This window comes from Francisella hispaniensis FSC454 (assembly GCF_001885235.1).
Classification (GTDB): Bacteria; Pseudomonadota; Gammaproteobacteria; order Francisellales; family Francisellaceae; genus Francisella; species Francisella hispaniensis.
In genome coordinates this window covers 186,709-203,881 of record NZ_CP018093.1, presented here as the reverse complement: position 1 = coordinate 203,881, position 17,173 = coordinate 186,709, and the positions used below count along the sequence as shown (strand labels likewise).

The following is a 17,173-nucleotide window of genomic DNA, read 5'->3' as shown; positions in this document are numbered from 1 at the left end:
CCTACTCGTATAAACCTTTAATTAAATTACTAGATTTTGTTTTAGTAATTTTAGTTGTACTTTTAATTAAATTTAGCAGCTCATGATAATTATTAAAATCTTTCACAGCATATATTCCAGCATTTAGCTCTTTTAAGATATCTTTTAAGTGTGGAAATACCTCTGCAACTTCAAGTAATGAAAATACTTGTTTATCAACTTGAGTATTTGCCCAACCAATAATTGCTCTTTGTAGCTGAACATTATCTTTTTTGTTGCATGCTTTTTTTATCTCTTTTAAGCCAGTATTTTTTTGATATAAATCACCTTGCTTTTCACCAGCTTTGATAGTGATTTTTTTTGTAATTTTACATTTTATAAGCAATATAAATGTTATAAGCCATAAGATAAAAAGTCCTATAGCAACATCACGCCAAAAAGTATCTTTAACGATCTTTTGTACAACCTGTGAAGATAATGGCTGGCTATTAGCAACAAAATTAGAACTTGAGATATTACCTTTTTGCACATCAAAAGTTTTTGCAGCTATGCTAGCTACTTTTGATTTATGATTATCGACATCAAACCACTTAAGGTTGATTGCTGGGATAATTGCTTTACCTTGTTTAACTGGCATGTAACCAATTTTATAGGTAGCAACACCAGTTAGTTGACCAGCCTGCTCAATATCTTGAAGCTCTGGTTTTTCAGGGTAGACATTAAAAGTATCAGAAGATTTAAACTCTAGCTTTGGTATATCATTACTTAAGACACCTTTTGCCTTAATCTTGATTGTTCTTGTTAGAAGCTCACCTTCTTTGATATTTTTGTCAGCAGACCAGTTATCACTAATTTGCACATCAGCTGCTGGAAACCAATCATTAATACTTATATCATTTGGAATTGGTTTAACCTTGAGAAGTTTTGCCTCAGTTGAGAAATATTTTACTCGAGTACCTAGCTGCCCAAAAGTGTTTGGAATTGTTGCTTCTAAAACAATAGCTGGTATACGTATAGTCCCGGTAATATTAGGAATTATCAAAAAGCTTTCTTCAACAACATCATACATTTTACCATTGATACGTTTTTGGTAAGTTTTTCTATGATTTGTCTGCTTTATTGTAGAATTTTTTATATCAAATGGCTTAGGCTGTAAGCTTAGGATAGGTGTTGCATAATATAGTCTCAAAGTATATAAAACCGGCACATTAACGTAAGTTTCATCTGTAGCCAATGAACCTATAGCAAACAAATCTTGATAATTACGCTCTTCCTCATTTGAAAGCTCTTTATCAACCTCTATATTTATAGGTTTTGTACTTTGGTTACCAACTTTGATTGCCGGTATGGTTAGCTTTCCTGTTTTATTTGGCATAAGCGTGACGATCATCTCAAATTGAGAGCTCTGTTGTCCATTAATGACAGTGGTTTTACTACTAGTGCTAGTGTTATAAACAGTAAAATCTTTATTTAAAACATCTAAATCTGGTTGTGTATCAAAATTATCTAAATGTAACACCAGTTCAAATGTCTCGCCTTTTTCAAGATGAGCTCTATCAATACTAGCTGAAACATTAGCATAGCTTAAATTCAAAATAGTTACTGATAGTATAAATATACTTATTAGTTTAAATAACTTAGTTTTCACGCTTGTCTCCTATCATTCTCTGGTAGTCACGTGCAAATTTATTTTTAAGAAGTCCACCGGGATCATCATATATCATTGATAAAAGTTTATTTGCTTCCTTATTATTAAGCTCTTTTTGACGCTGATCAATTTTAGCTTGTTCATTTTGATCCTTATTATCCTTATTATCCTTATTATCCTTATTATCCTTATTATCCTTATTATCCTTATTATCCTTATTATCCTTATTATCCTTATTATCCTTATTATCCTTATTATCCTTATTATCCTTATTATCCTTATTATCCTTATTATCCTTATTATCCTTATTATCCTTATTATCCTTATTATCCTTATTATCCTTATTATCCTTATTATCCTTATTATCCTTATTATCCTTATTATCTTTATTATCTTTATTATCTTTATTATCTTTATTATCTTTATTATCTTTATTATCTTTATTATCTTTATTATCTTTATTATCTTTATTATCTTTATTATCTTTATTATCTTTATTATCTTTATTATCTTTATTATCTTTATTATCTTTATTATCTTTATTATCTTTATTATCTTTGTTATTATTTTGCTGTTGCTTTTGTTGTTTTTCTAACTCTTTAGCAACTTCTAAATTATTTTTTGCATCTGCAAAATCTGGTCTTTTTTGTATAGCTTTTGTATATGCGTCTATAGCTTTTTTGTATTCGCCCATATGCGTTAAGGCATTACCCTGATTGTACAACCCTTTAGCTGAATCATCTTTTTTAAACTCTTGGTATGCGTTTTGATAGTCTCCAGCCTTATAGTATGAAGAACCTTTCCAATTACTATTTTCAAAAGCTTCAGCCGCCTTTTTTGCATTACCACTTTCATAATAGCTCATACCTTGTTGATCTCTTGTTTGCCATAAATCATTCCACTTATTCGCAAAACAAAAACATGGTAATAATAACAAGACAAATATTAATTTTCTTAGCGACATACTCTCTCCAAAATACCTCTTCTAAAAAGAAATACACTCAAAATAGTCACCAACCATATAAAATATATACCCCCATCTTGCCAAAAAATATTTGCTGACTGCTCTTTTGATTTTTTTGTTGAGCTTACTTGTTGCTCTGACAATAAGCTTTTAACATCGCTATTATTAGCTGTCAGCGTTACTAATTTCCCAGCTCCAGCAGTTGCTAAGCTTTCAAGTTTACTTAAATCTATACCAAAGTATTGAATATTGCCTTGACTATCCTTTAGATAATTACCTTTCTCATCCTTAGCTATTCCCCCCATAGGAGTTCCTATTGCATAAACATCAGTTTTTATTCCTTGCTGTGCAAGCTGCTTTGCTTGACTTATTGCTTGTGGCGATGGCGATGAGTCTGTTATTAAAATTATTTGTCCTTGCTGTGCTCCAGCTTGCTCAATTAGCTGTGCTGATTTTTTGAGGGCTTTATAAATATTATGACCTTGTACTGGAACTATATCTGAGTTAATTACCGTAACAAGATTTTCAATAGTATTAGCGTCTGAAGTAAGTGGTGATACTACAAATGGCTCACTTGAGAAAACTATCATACCGACTTGTCCTTCTTTTATGCGACGCAGAATGTCAAATATCTTATACTTAGCTCGCTCTAGCCTACTTGGTGAAACATCTGTAGTATCCATAGATTGCGAAACATCTAATGCTATAACTCTTGAGATATTTTTTTGGTAAACTGGCACATCCTTGTATTTCCAAGTTGGTCCAGCCAGACTAAAAATAGTGACAAACCAAATAAGCAAAAATATCAATGGTATAAGTGACTTTTTTGGTGTTGATTGCTGACCAACGACTATATGCTCTAATAAATCGCTATCGCAATACTTAGCCCAACCATTTGCTTGTGATGAATGCTTCAAAAGCAATATCACAAAAATCACGACAGGAATAAGAGCTAAAAGCCACCAAGGTCTTAAAAAATGAAAAACCATTTTAATATCCTCTCCTGCGTTTTAACCATATAATTGCCATAATAAAACTCAAAATCAATGCTAAACCAAGACTCCATGGATATAAATATGTAACTGGCCTAACAACAGTTTTATCTGATTCTATTGGCTCAAGTTTGTCTATCGACTCATATACTTTCTTAAGGTCACTACTATTTTGTGCTCTAAAGTATTTACCTCCAGTCATTGCAGCAATTTTTTCCAAGACAGTTGTATCAAGGTCTTCAGAGGTATTTATCAATCTCTGACCAAAAGTAGTCTCAACAATCATCTGACCACCACCTAAGCCAATAGTATAAATTTTTATATGATACTGTTTGGCGATCTCTGCTGCCTGTAGCGGCTGTAGTGTCCCAGAATTATTCTCACCGTCCGTTAGTAAAATTAACGCCTTAGAATCTCCAGGGTATTTTTTGAGTTTTTTAACTGCTAAGCCTATAGCATCACCAATAGCTGTCTGCGGGCCGGGTAAGGCAATACTAACATCATCAAGCATTTTTTTGACTGTAGCAATATCAAAAGTTAATGGAGTTTGTAGATATGCTCTAGTTCCAAAAAGTATCAAACCAACTCTATCACCCTTTCGTGTATCAAGAAACTGATTAGCAACACGCATCACTAGATCAAATCTTGACTCCATTTGTCCATTAGATTTTTTCATATCTTGGATAGCCATACTTCCAGATAAATCTATAGCCATGATCAAATCTCTACCACTTTGAGGTAAACTAATTGGTTTACCTAGCCATTGGATACCTGACCCTGAGATAATCAAAAGTATCCAAATAACACCTAATAAATATTTAAGGTAATTTGCTCTTTTAAAATTACGAGTACCAGCATTACCAATTTGAGACTCTAGCTGTTCAAAAAATGGCGTTTTCAAAGCTAGCTGTTTATCTCGCTTTGCTCTTGACAGCAGCCAATAAGCCAAAAATGGTAAAATAATCAAAGCGAAAAACCATGGATATTCTATGTTTATCATAGAACTCTCCTTAACCACTGCTCAGCCACAGTCATAATCTCATTTAATGTTGCTTTATCTAGCTCAACTGGCTTATAGCTATTGCCAAGCATATTAGCTTTAGTATTTTTGAAACTTTGTTGCTTAAGTTTTGTATCTAAAAATTCAAGCCATTGCGGACCGTGCAAAGTTTTAATTGACTCATTAGGAAACTTTTGTAAAGCGACTCTTTTTAGATATACTGAAATATCTTGTAGAACTTCTTTAGGCTTTTGCTGATAAGTAATTTCTACAGTTTTTCTAAAATCAGCTATTATACAATCTTTATAGCGCTTTGCTTTTCTGCGTAAATGTAAAAATACTAAACTAACAATAATAACCAAAATAACTGCTGCTAAAAGTAACCACCAACCATACGCTAATGGCCACCATTGAGAAACCTTCTCTGGCAAATAAATATCTTTTAATTGCTCCAAAAGATTATTAGTTTGCATAGCTAGCTATCCCATAATTTATTGCTTTAACCAAATCATCATTTGTTGCTACTTCAATAAAACCTGTTTTATTCTTACGCGAAAAATCCTTTATTGCAGTATATCTATTTTGATATAAATTCTTATAAATACTACTTTGCTGCTTACTCGCACTATCTATAGCAATTCTTTGCTTACCGTCACTGAAATAAAAAGTATCCAAAGCTGGCAACTCTTTTTCTATAGGATCATAACTAAAAATATTGATTACAGCATTTTTAGCACTTAAAAGTTTAAGATATTGTTTTGCTTGCTCATCAAAACTACTAAAGTCACTAATCACAATTACAACACTATTACTGTGAATTTTTGCATAAAGAAATTTTATCGCATCAGCTAGCTTTTTATCTGAAGTTAGTTGATATTGCTTAGTATCACCAGCAACAAAATTAAACATCTTAATTAAAGCTGACTTATCTTGTTTAGCAGTATAATAGTTATAGCCTTTGTCATCAAAAATAACACCTCCGACTTTATCATGCGCATCTAAAGCTCCAAAGCCAAGCAAAGCTAAAATATTTGCTGCCTTAACACTCTTAAAGCACTCCCTAGTACCAAAGTTCATTGTAGTATTTTGATCTAAAATAAAATAAAGGTTACGTTCACGCTCCTCATGATAAACTTTAGTGTATGGCTTGCCAAGTCTTGCAGTCAAAGACCAATGCATTAGACGTATGTCATCACCCGCTTGATAATGTCTTACCTCATCAAAATCCATACCACGACCTTTCGCCTTAGAAATATTGTTACCAGCATTAGTAGTATTTACCCTTTGATTAGCAAATAGCTTTAATGCTCTGGCTTGGTAGCGATAGCTTAAAAGCTCTTTGATATCCGGCTTGACACCTTTATAACTTTTCATCTAAGCTAATCTCTACGGGATAGGCACTGCCTTTAGTAATTCGGTAATAACATCATCACTGGTTACACCATCAACATCAGCCTCAAAAGTTAATAGTATCCTATGGCGTAGAACTTCATAAATTACCGCATGAACATCACTAGGAGAGACATAATCATTACCTGAAAGCCACGCGTGTGCTCGTGCCGCTCTATCTAAAGCTATAGTACCTCTAGGACTAGAACCAAACGCAATCCATTTTTTGATATTTTGATTGTATTTTGCTGGATCTCTAGTTGCTAATATTAGCTCGATAATATATTGCTCTAATGCTTGAGAAACTTGGACATTTAGTACTTCTTTTTGTGCTTTAAAAATAGTTTCTTGGTGAATATTAGGATGCTTTAGCTTATGTCCTAGTGCCTCACCACGGCTTATAGCTAAGATTTTTGCCTCTGTTTTAGGATCAGGGTATTCAATTTTGACAAATAACATAAATCTGTCTAATTGCGCTTCAGGAAGCGGATAGGTTCCTTCTTGCTCAATAGGGTTTTGTGTTGCCATCACCATAAATAAGTTAGATAGTGGATAAGTTTTCTTACCAACTGTTATTTGCTTTTCACCCATAGCCTCAAGCAATGCAGATTGTACCTTAGCAGGAGCCCTGTTAATCTCATCAGCAAGCAATAAGTTGTGAAATAATGGTCCAGACTGAAATTCAAAGCTTTGTTGCTGTGATATATAAATTTCTGTACCTGTCAAATCAGCAGGTAAAAGATCAGGAGTAAACTGTACTCTATGATATGAGCAATCTATACTCTCAGATAATGTTTTAATAGCAGTTGTTTTAGCTAAACCAGGCGCCCCCTCTACAAGCAGGTGCCCTCCTGCTAATAGAGCGATTAATAAGCGTTTGTTAAGGTTTTCTTGACCTACAACACGATTGTTTAAAAACTCTAATAATTCTTGAAAATGATTATATACCGACACAGATTTACTCCAAAATCTTAAAGTACCTTTGTAGAGTATAGGGTTTGTTATTTGTTTTTCAAGAGCTTAACTCTGATATAGTTAATTTACAAAGACTAAATACTATTATAAAATCTAAACATTAAACTATAAATCAAGCAATACAATGAAAAAAATCAAACTTTTAGCTGCATATGTACTAGCTACACTTACCCTAGTTAGCTGCTCAAATAATGCTAGTCTTTCTAATGATTTAAATTCGGCAGGTGATTCTATTGTCAGATTTGTAAACGGTACATTTTATGCTGAACTTTATAATACTAGTTTACAAAGCGTTTATAATGCTACACTACTAGCACTAAATAATAGCAATATCTATAGCGTAAAGAATAATACCATCAACAGCCAAGATGCTGAAATCACTGGTACTTATGCTACAGATAAAAATTTCTTTAATAAGTCTGGACAAGATGATTTTGCTATTAGACTTGTTAAAGGCAACCAAAACACTGTTAACTTATTTATGAAAATAGGCAAACTTGGTGATAAGCAAGCATCTGTTGACCTACTTGCAAACATCCAAACTAACTTAGGTATATAATTATCAATGTCTTTAAAAATCCCTAAAGTATTATCTATCCAATCGCATGTCGCCCATGGCTATGCCGGTAATAAAGCGGCAGTTTTCCCAATGCAAAAGCTTGGCATAGAAGTCTCACCAATATACACAGTACAACTTTCAAACCATACTCAATATGATTTCTACAAAGGATCTTTTTTTAGTGCCGAAGATATTCAAAATGTTATTGATGGTATCATAGTAAATGGTTTTTTAGCACAACAAGATGCTATCTTATCTGGGTATATTGGTAACTTAGAAATTGCCAAGGTTATTGCAAATACAGTTGTAGAACTCAAAAAATTAAACAGCCACAGCTTATATTGCTGCGACCCTGTCTTTGGTGACAAGTATGATGAAGATGAAAATGGGCATATTTTTGCATCTGCTGATCATCCTAATATTTTTTTAAGTCACTTATTACCTTTAGCTGATATCATCACACCTAATCTATTCGAGCTTAGTATTTTGAGTGATTCTCAAATACGCAATTATGATGATATTATTATAGCTTGTAAAAAACTCATCAATAAAACAGGCAATCTCAACCAAATAATAATCGTAACTAGCGTATCTTTTAGCAAAGATAAAACTGGCATAGCCATATACCATCATGGTAACTTCTCATATCTTGAATCACCTAAATACAAGGTTCAATCTAAAGTTAGTGGCTCTGGTGATATTACAGCAGCAATGTTTTTAAGTTATCTGTTAAAAGGTAAAAACTTAGATGAAACTCTCAAAGCAGTGACAAAGTGCTTAGATGGTATTTTTAGAGTAACTCATGATCTAAACACTGATGAGCTAGCGCTAATTCAAGCACAGGAGTATATTAGATAATGGATCGCTATAGTAAAATTACAAATGTGCATAATTACAAAAGAGAAATTGTACTGCTTAAAAGTCGTCCATGTGCTTACGGCAAATGTACATTTTGTGACTATATTCTAGACAACTCTAGAAATATTGATGAGATCAATGCGATAAATTTTGAAGTTTTAGCAAATGTTACCGGTGAATTTGGTATCTTAGAAGTAATTAATTCTGGTAATGTTTTTGAACTTCCTCAAGCAACTAAACAGCGTATCAAAGAAATAATAAAGCAAAAGAATATCAAGCTACTTTTTGTCGAAGCACACTGGATGTATAAAGATCATCTACACAAAATTAAAGATATTTTTGAAACAGATATCTTTATAAAAACAGGCTTGGAGAGCTTTGATAATAATTTTAGAGAGAAGCTCCTTAACAAAGGTTTCTATCATGATTCACCTCAACAATTAAGCCAACTTTTTGACTCGGTGTGTTTATTGATAGGAGTTAAAGGACAAACCAAAGAAATTATCAAAAAAGATATCGAAATAGCTAAGAAATACTTCAAGCACACTACTTTGAACTTATATGTGAATAACACTACCACCATTCAAGCTGATGAGCAACTCAAAAGCTGGTTTTTAGAAGAATACAAAGAATTATTTAAAGATCCTCAATTTGAAATACTTGTTAGTAATACTGACTTTGGTGTTGGTGACTAAATCTTAAAGCTTACTATCAAAGTATGGCTTAATCTGCTATGATTATTTAAGCACAATAAATTTGGAGAAAACGTTTGCAATACACTCTAAAACAAATAGTTCAGCACTTAGATGCAAAAGTAATCAATCAACCAAATGATGAAGTTATTATTTCAGGTCTTAATTACGCTGAACAAGCAAAAGAAAATGATCTAACTCTTATTGATAAACAAGAACATATTAAGCTTTGGCAAAATTCAAAAGCGGCTGCAGCTATTGTAAGTAAAAAAATTAGTGATCAATTAGCACAAATAAATGATAAACCTTTAATTGTAGTTAATAATGCTGATTTAGCTATGGCTAAAATATTAGAGCTTTTCTCCGTACCATATCCTGAACAAAATGGCATCCACGAGAAAGCTGTAATCGACCCAACTGCTAAAATTGGTAAAAATGTCTCCATTGGACCCGGCGCATATATCGGTAAAAATGTTGAGATCGGTGATAATACTATTATCTATGCTAATGTATGTATATACAATGATGCAAAAATTGGGACTAACTGTATTATATGGCCAAGTGTGACAATTCGCGATAGAACTATTATAGGACATTTTTGTAGGTTATACTCAAACTGCTCAATTGGTTCAGATGGTTTTGGCTATAGACCTTCTGAAGATGGTAGAACAATTGTTAGGATTCCGCATATTGGCAATGTTGTTATCGGTAGCTTTGTTGATATTGGTTCAAATACTTGTATTGACAATGCTAAATATGGCTCAACTATAATTGGTGATTATACCAAAATTGATAATCTTGTTCAGATAGGTCACAATGTAATTATAGGTAAAGGCTGTATGATTTGTGGGCAAGCTGGTATAAGTGGTTCAGTAACAATTGGTGATGGCGTTATAATCGCCGGTAACGCTGGTATCAAAGATCATACAAATATTGGTAGTGGCGCACGTATCGGTGGTAAAGCTGGAGTTATGTGGGATGTCCCTGCTGGTGAAAGCCATATGGGTTACCCTGCTTATAAAGATAGTGAACTTGCCAAACAATGGATTGCTATTAGAAAGCTCCCAGAGACCATGAAAAAACTCAAAGCTATTGCTAAAAGCCTAAATATAGATCTTTAATATTATAGCTAACTACACACAAAAAAGGTCATGCTGAATTTATTTCAGCATCTCACTATAAGTATTGATTTTATTAGCTTCCACTCTTCAGAGCCTCTAAGAATTAAAGCCAAATCAGATTAAATCAGTAGCATATATATTTTTATTATCGAATGAAAACAACTAACCCATCGTCAGACAAATAGCTGTAATAACGATTATGGAGAATTTAAATACAGTTTTAGCAAAAACTTTATCTACATCATTTTTATAAGATTGTATAGATTTATACAACCAAAATAGTGCTACAAGCATACATACAACAAATGAAAACAAATCTGCACTTCCAAGCACTGCCGGTAAAGCACATGAAACCACAAATAAAGCTAGATAAAATAACATAATTTTTTTAGTGTAAGCCATACCTTTGACTATTGGAAGCATTGGTAACTTAACTTTTTTATAATCATCCATATATAGTATCGCTATAGCATACGAATGTGGAATTTGCCAAAAGAATAGAATTAAAAACAAAGCTAAAGCATTGTAGTCTAATGTATTAACTACAGCTGTATAACCAGCTACTGGGGGAATTGCTCCTGAGATACCACCTAAAACTGTAGCATGTATAGTTAAGCGTTTTGAAACTGTATAAACACCAACATAGACTATAAAACCTATAATTATAATCCATAATGTCAATAGATTTACTAAGTAATACAAAACTAAACAGCTTAATATAAGTAGTATTGAACCATATATTGTCGCTTGTATTACAGAGATATCTCCAGTAACTAATGGGCGCTTTTGTGTGCGTGTCATACTACTATCAATATCTTTATCATAAATATTATTAAAGACACAGCCTGCTGCAATCATTAATGCAACACCTATCATCACATATACAAACAAAGGCAGATACTCAAAGCCTATTTCTCGATGTGTAGCTAATAAAAACCCGCCTATGAGGGTAATAAGATTACCAAAAATAATACCTGGCTTAGCTAATTGAAGATATCTTTTGAAATACATAATAAGAAAATATTTAAAAAAGAAATTACATCATCATGTCATATAAGTCAAACATGATCCACATAGTACCAGCAACTACAATTATAACTACAATAATTGCAAAAATTGCACTTACTAAGTTCCAACGTGCTTTTGAATCTGTGCTTAAATGCAAGAAAAACACTAATTGTACAAAAAGCTGTACTACAGCTAATACTGCTACTGTCACACATAAAGCAACTGGAGATAAAAGCTTAAATCCAACTAAAACAAAAGCTATTGTAGTAATAACTACAGATAGCACAAAACCTTGTATATAGCTTTTATGAGTACCATATGCAGCACCTGTATCATGATCATATAAGTGTTCTTTAGCCATATTACACTGCTCCTAATAAGTAAACTATTGAGAATACAAATATCCATACGATATCTAAGAAGTGCCAAAATAATCCTAAATAAGTAAGCTTAGTCTTAGCCATAGGATTCATGCCATACTTCTTAAGTTGGAAAATCATACTCACAATCCAAATAAGACCCATACTAACATGTAATCCATGAGTTCCTACTAATGTAAAAAATGATGATAAGAATGCACTTGAAGACCATGTATGACCTTCGATAGCTAACTCATAGAACTCATGTACTTCCATTACTATGAATCCTAAACCTAAAAAGAAAGTAATCCATAAAAACTTAATCACATGATTAATATTTTCAGAGTTACGGTTTAGCATTGCCAAACCAAATGTAAAACTACTTATCAGTAGCAACATTGTTTCAACAAATACGTATGGCAGGCTAAATAGCTCCTGTGCACCAGGACCACCGAATGTATGCTTATGAAATACTGCAAACGTTGCAAATAATGTCGCAAAAAGCACACAGTCACTCATAATATATATCCAAAAACCAAAAACATTTTTTGAACCATCAAAATGATGTTCATGATGATGGTTATGTTCTGCAGTTACTGTACTCATACTTGTAACTCTCCTTGTTGATTATATCTACCTTCAACTTCTTTAACTTCATCAGCCTTGACATAGTAGTCGATATCATAATCAAATGATCTGTACAATACAGTACCAATGATACCTACAACACCTACGATAGCAAGCCACCAAATATGCCATACTGCAGCAAAACCAAACACAAAGCTAAATGCTCCAATTATAACACCCACAGCTGTATTTTTTGGCATATGAATATCTTCATATTTCTTAGCACTACCTACAGGAGTATTATCTACATTTAGACCTTTTTGCTTATGATCCCAATATGCATCACGCTCTTCAACCACTGGATCATGCGAGAAATTATAGAAAGGCACTGGAGAAGGTATACCCCACTCTAATGTGCGACCATAACCCCAAGCATCAGCACCAACACGATTTTGGTCTCTTTGCTTAATACTTACTATAATCTGTAAAACTTGTAGCAATATACCCAAACCAATAATGATTGCACCAATCCAAGCAACTATAAGCAATGGTTGATATCCTGTAGCAGCATCATAATGATACAGTCTTCTTGTCATACCCATAGTACCTAATATATACAATGGCATAAATGCTACAAAGAAGCCAATAAACCAACACCAGAATGAATACTTACCTAAACGCTCATTTAGCTTGAAACCAAATATTTTTGGAAACCAAAAGCTAAGACCAGAAAAGGCACCAAATACAACACCACCGATAATAACATTATGGAAATGTGCGATTAGGAACACACTATTGTGCATTTGGAAGTCAACACCTGGTACAGATAATAATACCCCTGTCATTCCACCAACAGAGAAAACTATCATGAAACCAATCAACCACATCATTGGAGTTGCAAATGTAATACGACCTTTATACATTGTAAATAGCCAGTTAAAGATCTTAACACCTGTAGGAATTGCAATTATCATTGTCATAATTCCAAAGAAGGCATTAACATTCGCACTTGCACCCATTGTGAAGAAATGGTGTAACCATACAGTAAATGACAAGATAGTAATAACTATACTTGCCCAAACCATTGTTGTATATCCAAAAAGTGGCTTCTTAGAGAATGTCGCAGCAACTTCTGAGAATACACCGAATAAAGGTAATACAAGAATATAAACTTCAGGATGTCCCCAAATCCAGATTAGGTTGACATACATCATTTGGTCTCCACCACCTGAAACAGTGAAGAAGTGAGTTCCAAAGTATCTATCTAAAGTCAATAAGCCTAAAGTCACAGTTAGAACTGGGAAAGCAGCAACTACAAGGATAACTGAACATAATGAAGCCCATGTGAAGATAGGCATCTTCATTAAAGTCATACCTTTGCAACGCATTTTGATAATAGTTACAAAGAAGTTAATCCCTGTCATTAGTGAACCAATACCAGATATTTGTAGACCCCAAATATAATAATCTGTTCCTACTGTAGGGCTATAAGTTGTTTCCGAAAATGGCGGATAGGCTAACCAACCAGCGTGTGCGAAATCTCCAACTAATAGTGAAATGTTTATCAACATCGCACCTACTACAAACAACCAAAAACTCAAAGAGTTCATATATGGAAATGCAACGTCTCTAGCACCAATCTGTAGAGGAATTACCCAATTCATTAGTGCAAATATAAGTGGCATTGCCACAAAGAAGATCATAATAACCCCGTGAGCAGTAAAGATTTGATCAAAATGCTCAGGGATTAGATATCCTGTACTATCACCAGATGCTAACGCCTGCTGTGTTCTCATCATTGCAGCATCGACAAAACCACGGAACAGCATCACTAACGCTACGATAGTATACATAGTACCTATTTTCTTATGGTCAATAGTAGTGAACCACTCATTCCATAAGTAACCCCATTTTTTAAAATATGTAATACCACCTATTAGTGCCACACCTGCAACTACGATACCAATAAACATTGTTAATATAATTAACTGTTGGCTTACTGGTTCATATAGGTATGGAAACACTAAATGTGGATTACTTAGTTTTCCAATTAATGCTTCTAGCATATTTGTCTCCTATTTAAAACTACTACTTATTAATAACACTACATATTATGATGCATATGCATACCAGACATATTACCAGCCATTTCTCCTGGTTTATAGTTTGGCATCATGTAATACATAATAATATCGTTAAATAGGTTCTTATCCACATGAGAATAGTAAGCTACCGGATTATCTATAGAATCTTTGACAAGATCGCTCCAGAAGTAATCCCATGTCAAAGATTGATGTTTACCATTCTTAACTTCTTTAACCCATTTATCAAAATCAGCTTGGCTGGTAACTTTTGCATAAAACTGCATCTCAGCGAAGCCTATACCAGTATAATTTGCTGAAAATCCTCTGTACTTGCCTTCTTGAGTCGCTATCAAATGCAGTTGCGTAGTCATACCAGTCATAGCATAAATCTGACCAGCTAACTCTGGTATAAAAAATGAGTTCATCGGCGCTGCTGAAGTTATCTTAAAGTTAATTGGACGATCCTTAGGAATCTCAATATAGTTAACCGTAGCGATATCGTACTCAGGATAAATAAACATCCACTTCCAGTTTAATGCTACCACATCTATCTCAACAGGCTTTTTGTCAGATTCTAATGGTTTATATGGACTTAATGAGTGTGTAGTTTTCCATGTAACAATTGCTAATATCAAAATTATTATAAATGGCACACCCCAACAGATTATCTCTAGCTTGTTACTGTGACTCCAAGTTGGGCGATACTCAGCATTAGCACCATCACGATACTTCCAAGCAAACCAAAGAGTCAAGATTATAACTGGTACTACTACAAAAAGCATAAGGACTATTGCAAAGATAAGCAATTGTTTTTCTTGTGCTGTAATAACACCCATCGGATTCCAGATACCACCCTTACAACCAGATAAAGACAGAACTCCGACAACACTAGACAAGATTAGCAAGTATTTTTTACAGTTCATTTTAAATACATTCCCTTTTAATTTACGATTAAAATATTATGTTTATAAGCAAACACACATTTCACCAAACTAATACATTATATATAACATGTCTAAAAAAAAAAACATTCCAGTAATAATTTAACGTATTAATCTCTGTACATAATAAAAAAGTTGAGATAACTGAATAAAAACCTTATATATCGGTTATTTCGAATATGCTAAAAAGCAACTCTTTCACCTAACGTGAAATTTATCTAGAGAATTTAATTAATAATTGAATTTGAGACTAATAAAAAAATAAAGAAAATGACTTAATAAAACAGCAAACGTATGTTTAATTTTGTAATAGTGGTAAATAAAAAAGCTTAATTTATCAAAAAATCATCGTGATTAGAGCATATTAATGTTTAATTATAAAAATCAATTAATTATACTCATGACTATCTTATTAAAATCAATTTAAACAATGTATAACAACGAAACCAAAATAACTATCAACATATCACTGATATATAGCTTTAGAATGATTGGGTTATTTATAATTTTCCCTATCTTCAGTCTATACATCAATCATATAGAATATGCCACACCATTTTTGATAGGTCTAGCTCTTGGAGTGTATGGCTTAAGTCAAGCAATGCTTCAAATTGTACTAAGTATTCTATCAGATAAATTTGGACGCAAACCAATAATATTTGTAGGATTAATATTTTTCATCATCGGTAGTATAGTTGCTGCCTGTTCAAGCACTATATATGGCATAATCATCGGTCGAGCAATCCAAGGAGCTGGTGCAATAGGTAGTACCCTAACCGCACTTGTCGCTGATTCAACCAAAGAAGAGAATCGCCTCAAAGCGATGTCTTTAATTGGTATGTCGATTGGTTTTTCATTCTTAGTAGCAATGATGTTTAGCTCTATACTAAATAGTCTTATAGGCTTATCAGGAATTTTTTGGCTCACTGCAGTATTTGGTGGACTAAGCATTTTTATGCTCACAAAGATACCTACACCTAAAGTACCTAGTTTTCATCATGAAGCAAAGCCGGTTCTTAAACTAATCAAAGATGTAATTTCTCACAAAGAGCTACTTAAACTTAATTATGGCATATTCACTCTTCATGCTACGCTAACAGCATTGTTTATAGTAATTCCACCAATTTTAACAAATGTTCTTAACATAGATGCTGACTGTCAATGGTTAGTATACTTACCAGTTTTGATTATCTCATTTAGCATGATGTTTCCTTTTGTGATGATTGCCGAAGTACAACGCAAAATGAAAAAGTATTTTATTGTTGCAGTAGCGCTATTAGGTATATGTCTAGCACTTTTAGTAATAAGTTACAAACATACGTTCTTACTAGCTCTTATCCTAACATTTTTCTTTGCTGCGTTTACATTTCTAGAGTCTTGTTTACCTTCATGGGTATCAAAAATAGCTCCCATTGGTAGTAAAGGGACCGCTATGGGAGTATTTTCTAGTTGTCAATTTTTTGGCATTTTTATCGGTGGTATGATTGGCGGTATTATTTACCATCATTTTGGTATTGCTGGTGTGCTTATATTATGTACAGCCTTATCAGTATCTTGGTTTATAATTAGTCTGATAATGGCTGAGCCTACTTATTTAAATTCAAAAGTTTATAGACTAGATAAACTAACACCAAACCTAAAAGCAAAATTAGATCAGCTGCTCCAAAAACAAAAAGGTGTATATGAATCAATAATTTGTTTAGAGGAAAATGCTATCTATATCAAGGTTGATAAAAAAGAATTTGATGAAAAAGATCTTCTTGGAAAAATTAATTTCATCACTACAAATCAAGCGTAGAAAGAGCATTCATAAGTCAGTTTAAAGACTTTAAAAGCTTAGCTGATTCAAGTTTATAGCTTTATCAAATATCTTACAATATACCATTGATTCAATACAAAATCATCAAGCATCAAACCAACCAAACTCAATCACAAACCAATTAAAGATTAAAGTAATATTTACTTTAAATATATAATTATTTAAACAAATAACCTTTGTATTTAAAGCCAACTATAAATAGCATCAGATAGCCATCA

General features: G+C 33.0%; 17 protein-coding genes. 5 read left to right on the top strand and 12 right to left on the bottom strand.

Annotated elements, in window-relative coordinates; translation table 11 throughout:
* Position 1: 1 nt before the first annotated feature.
* Genes FSC454_RS00990 through FSC454_RS00960 form a run of 7 tightly spaced genes read right to left on the bottom strand, consistent with a single transcriptional unit; the run spans position 2 to position 6,926 of the window.
* Positions 2-1,627 (bottom strand): BatD family protein, encoded by a 1,626-nt coding sequence (locus tag FSC454_RS00990; RefSeq protein WP_066045941.1) that lies wholly within the window; start codon positions 1,625-1,627, stop codon positions 2-4.
* Positions 1,617-2,591, bottom strand: coding sequence for a tetratricopeptide repeat protein (locus FSC454_RS00985; protein ID WP_071794757.1), 975 nt, complete (start codon positions 2,589-2,591; stop codon positions 1,617-1,619). Before FSC454_RS00985 ends, FSC454_RS00990 begins: the two co-directional genes overlap by 11 nt.
* Positions 2,582-3,580: a vWA domain-containing protein gene (locus FSC454_RS00980; RefSeq protein ID WP_066046350.1), complete on the bottom strand. Its 999-nt coding sequence runs from the start codon at positions 3,578-3,580 to the stop codon at positions 2,582-2,584. The genes FSC454_RS00985 and FSC454_RS00980 overlap by 10 nt, the downstream gene beginning before the upstream one ends.
* Position 3,581: 1 nt before the next feature.
* A complete protein-coding gene (locus tag FSC454_RS00975; protein ID WP_066046349.1) occupies positions 3,582-4,583 on the bottom strand; it encodes a vWA domain-containing protein in 1,002 nt (333 codons plus the stop codon).
* Positions 4,580-5,056: a DUF4381 domain-containing protein gene (locus FSC454_RS00970; RefSeq protein WP_066046348.1), complete on the bottom strand. Its 477-nt coding sequence runs from the start codon at positions 5,054-5,056 to the stop codon at positions 4,580-4,582. Before FSC454_RS00970 ends, FSC454_RS00975 begins: the two co-directional genes overlap by 4 nt.
* The gene (locus FSC454_RS00965) at positions 5,046-5,957 is read right to left on the bottom strand and encodes a DUF58 domain-containing protein (protein WP_066046347.1); all 912 of its coding nucleotides are present in this window, start codon (positions 5,955-5,957) and stop codon (positions 5,046-5,048) included. Before FSC454_RS00965 ends, FSC454_RS00970 begins: the two co-directional genes overlap by 11 nt.
* A 12-nt stretch (positions 5,958-5,969) precedes the next feature.
* A complete protein-coding gene (locus tag FSC454_RS00960) occupies positions 5,970-6,926 on the bottom strand; it encodes an AAA family ATPase (protein ID WP_066046346.1) in 957 nt (318 codons plus the stop codon).
* A 145-nt stretch (positions 6,927-7,071) separates the two neighbouring features.
* Here FSC454_RS00960 and FSC454_RS00955 point away from each other — a divergent pair, with 145 nt between their 5' ends.
* From FSC454_RS00955 to lpxD, 4 genes are all read left to right on the top strand, one after another.
* A complete protein-coding gene (locus FSC454_RS00955; RefSeq protein WP_066046345.1) occupies positions 7,072-7,506 on the top strand; it encodes a DUF3568 family protein in 435 nt (144 codons plus the stop codon).
* Positions 7,507-7,512: 6 nt separating this feature from the next.
* The gene (pdxY, locus tag FSC454_RS00950; RefSeq protein WP_066046344.1) at positions 7,513-8,364 is read left to right on the top strand and encodes a pyridoxal kinase; all 852 of its coding nucleotides are present in this window, start codon (positions 7,513-7,515) and stop codon (positions 8,362-8,364) included.
* A complete protein-coding gene (locus tag FSC454_RS00945; RefSeq protein ID WP_066046343.1) occupies positions 8,364-9,059 on the top strand; it encodes a radical SAM protein in 696 nt (231 codons plus the stop codon). The genes pdxY and FSC454_RS00945 overlap by 1 nt, the downstream gene beginning before the upstream one ends.
* Positions 9,060-9,133: 74 nt before the next feature.
* Positions 9,134-10,177 carry a UDP-3-O-(3-hydroxymyristoyl)glucosamine N-acyltransferase gene (gene lpxD / locus FSC454_RS00940; RefSeq protein ID WP_014547522.1) on the top strand — a complete coding sequence of 348 codons (1,044 nt, stop codon included), beginning with the start codon at positions 9,134-9,136 and terminating at the stop codon, positions 10,175-10,177.
* A 162-nt stretch (positions 10,178-10,339) separates the two neighbouring features.
* Here lpxD and cyoE read toward each other — a convergent pair whose 3' ends face one another.
* From cyoE to cyoA, 5 genes are read right to left on the bottom strand one after another with little or no spacing between them, the layout of a single operon-like run.
* Positions 10,340-11,188 carry a heme o synthase gene (cyoE, locus tag FSC454_RS00935; RefSeq protein WP_066046342.1) on the bottom strand — a complete coding sequence of 283 codons (849 nt, stop codon included), beginning with the start codon at positions 11,186-11,188 and terminating at the stop codon, positions 10,340-10,342.
* A gap of 25 nt (positions 11,189-11,213) precedes the next feature.
* The gene (gene cyoD / locus FSC454_RS00930) at positions 11,214-11,546 is read right to left on the bottom strand and encodes a cytochrome o ubiquinol oxidase subunit IV (protein WP_066046341.1); all 333 of its coding nucleotides are present in this window, start codon (positions 11,544-11,546) and stop codon (positions 11,214-11,216) included.
* Between the two features lies 1 nt (position 11,547).
* Positions 11,548-12,150: a cytochrome o ubiquinol oxidase subunit III gene (gene cyoC, locus FSC454_RS00925; RefSeq protein ID WP_014547519.1), complete on the bottom strand. Its 603-nt coding sequence runs from the start codon at positions 12,148-12,150 to the stop codon at positions 11,548-11,550.
* Complete coding sequence (gene cyoB, locus FSC454_RS00920; protein ID WP_066046340.1) at positions 12,147-14,177, bottom strand: cytochrome o ubiquinol oxidase subunit I; 2,031 nt, start codon at positions 14,175-14,177, stop codon at positions 12,147-12,149. Before cyoB ends, cyoC begins: the two co-directional genes overlap by 4 nt.
* 38 nt (positions 14,178-14,215) lie before the next feature.
* Positions 14,216-15,118 (bottom strand): ubiquinol oxidase subunit II, encoded by a 903-nt coding sequence (gene cyoA, locus FSC454_RS00915; RefSeq protein WP_066046339.1) that lies wholly within the window; start codon positions 15,116-15,118, stop codon positions 14,216-14,218.
* A 448-nt stretch (positions 15,119-15,566) separates the two neighbouring features.
* Here cyoA and FSC454_RS00910 point away from each other — a divergent pair, with 448 nt between their 5' ends.
* A complete protein-coding gene (locus tag FSC454_RS00910; RefSeq protein ID WP_066046338.1) occupies positions 15,567-16,934 on the top strand; it encodes an MFS transporter in 1,368 nt (455 codons plus the stop codon).
* Positions 16,935-17,173 lie beyond the last annotated feature (239 nt).

Coding starts and splice junctions, on each gene's coding strand:
- FSC454_RS00985 (WP_071794757.1), bottom strand. CDS start 2,591: ATGTCGCTAAGAAAATTAATATTTGTCTTGTTATTATTACCATGTTTT.
- FSC454_RS00980 (WP_066046350.1), bottom strand. CDS start 3,580: ATGGTTTTTCATTTTTTAAGACCTTGGTGGCTTTTAGCTCTTATTCCT.
- FSC454_RS00975 (WP_066046349.1), bottom strand. CDS start 4,583: ATGATAAACATAGAATATCCATGGTTTTTCGCTTTGATTATTTTACCA.
- FSC454_RS00970 (WP_066046348.1), bottom strand. CDS start 5,056: ATGCAAACTAATAATCTTTTGGAGCAATTAAAAGATATTTATTTGCCA.
- FSC454_RS00965 (WP_066046347.1), bottom strand. CDS start 5,957: ATGAAAAGTTATAAAGGTGTCAAGCCGGATATCAAAGAGCTTTTAAGC.
- FSC454_RS00955 (WP_066046345.1), top strand. CDS start 7,072: ATGAAAAAAATCAAACTTTTAGCTGCATATGTACTAGCTACACTTACC.
- pdxY (WP_066046344.1), top strand. CDS start 7,513: ATGTCTTTAAAAATCCCTAAAGTATTATCTATCCAATCGCATGTCGCC.
- FSC454_RS00945 (WP_066046343.1), top strand. CDS start 8,364: ATGGATCGCTATAGTAAAATTACAAATGTGCATAATTACAAAAGAGAA.
- cyoE (WP_066046342.1), bottom strand. CDS start 11,188: ATGTATTTCAAAAGATATCTTCAATTAGCTAAGCCAGGTATTATTTTT.
- cyoD (WP_066046341.1), bottom strand. CDS start 11,546: ATGGCTAAAGAACACTTATATGATCATGATACAGGTGCTGCATATGGT.
- cyoC (WP_014547519.1), bottom strand. CDS start 12,150: ATGAGTACAGTAACTGCAGAACATAACCATCATCATGAACATCATTTT.
- cyoB (WP_066046340.1), bottom strand. CDS start 14,177: ATGCTAGAAGCATTAATTGGAAAACTAAGTAATCCACATTTAGTGTTT.
- cyoA (WP_066046339.1), bottom strand. CDS start 15,118: ATGAACTGTAAAAAATACTTGCTAATCTTGTCTAGTGTTGTCGGAGTT.
- FSC454_RS00910 (WP_066046338.1), top strand. CDS start 15,567: ATGTATAACAACGAAACCAAAATAACTATCAACATATCACTGATATAT.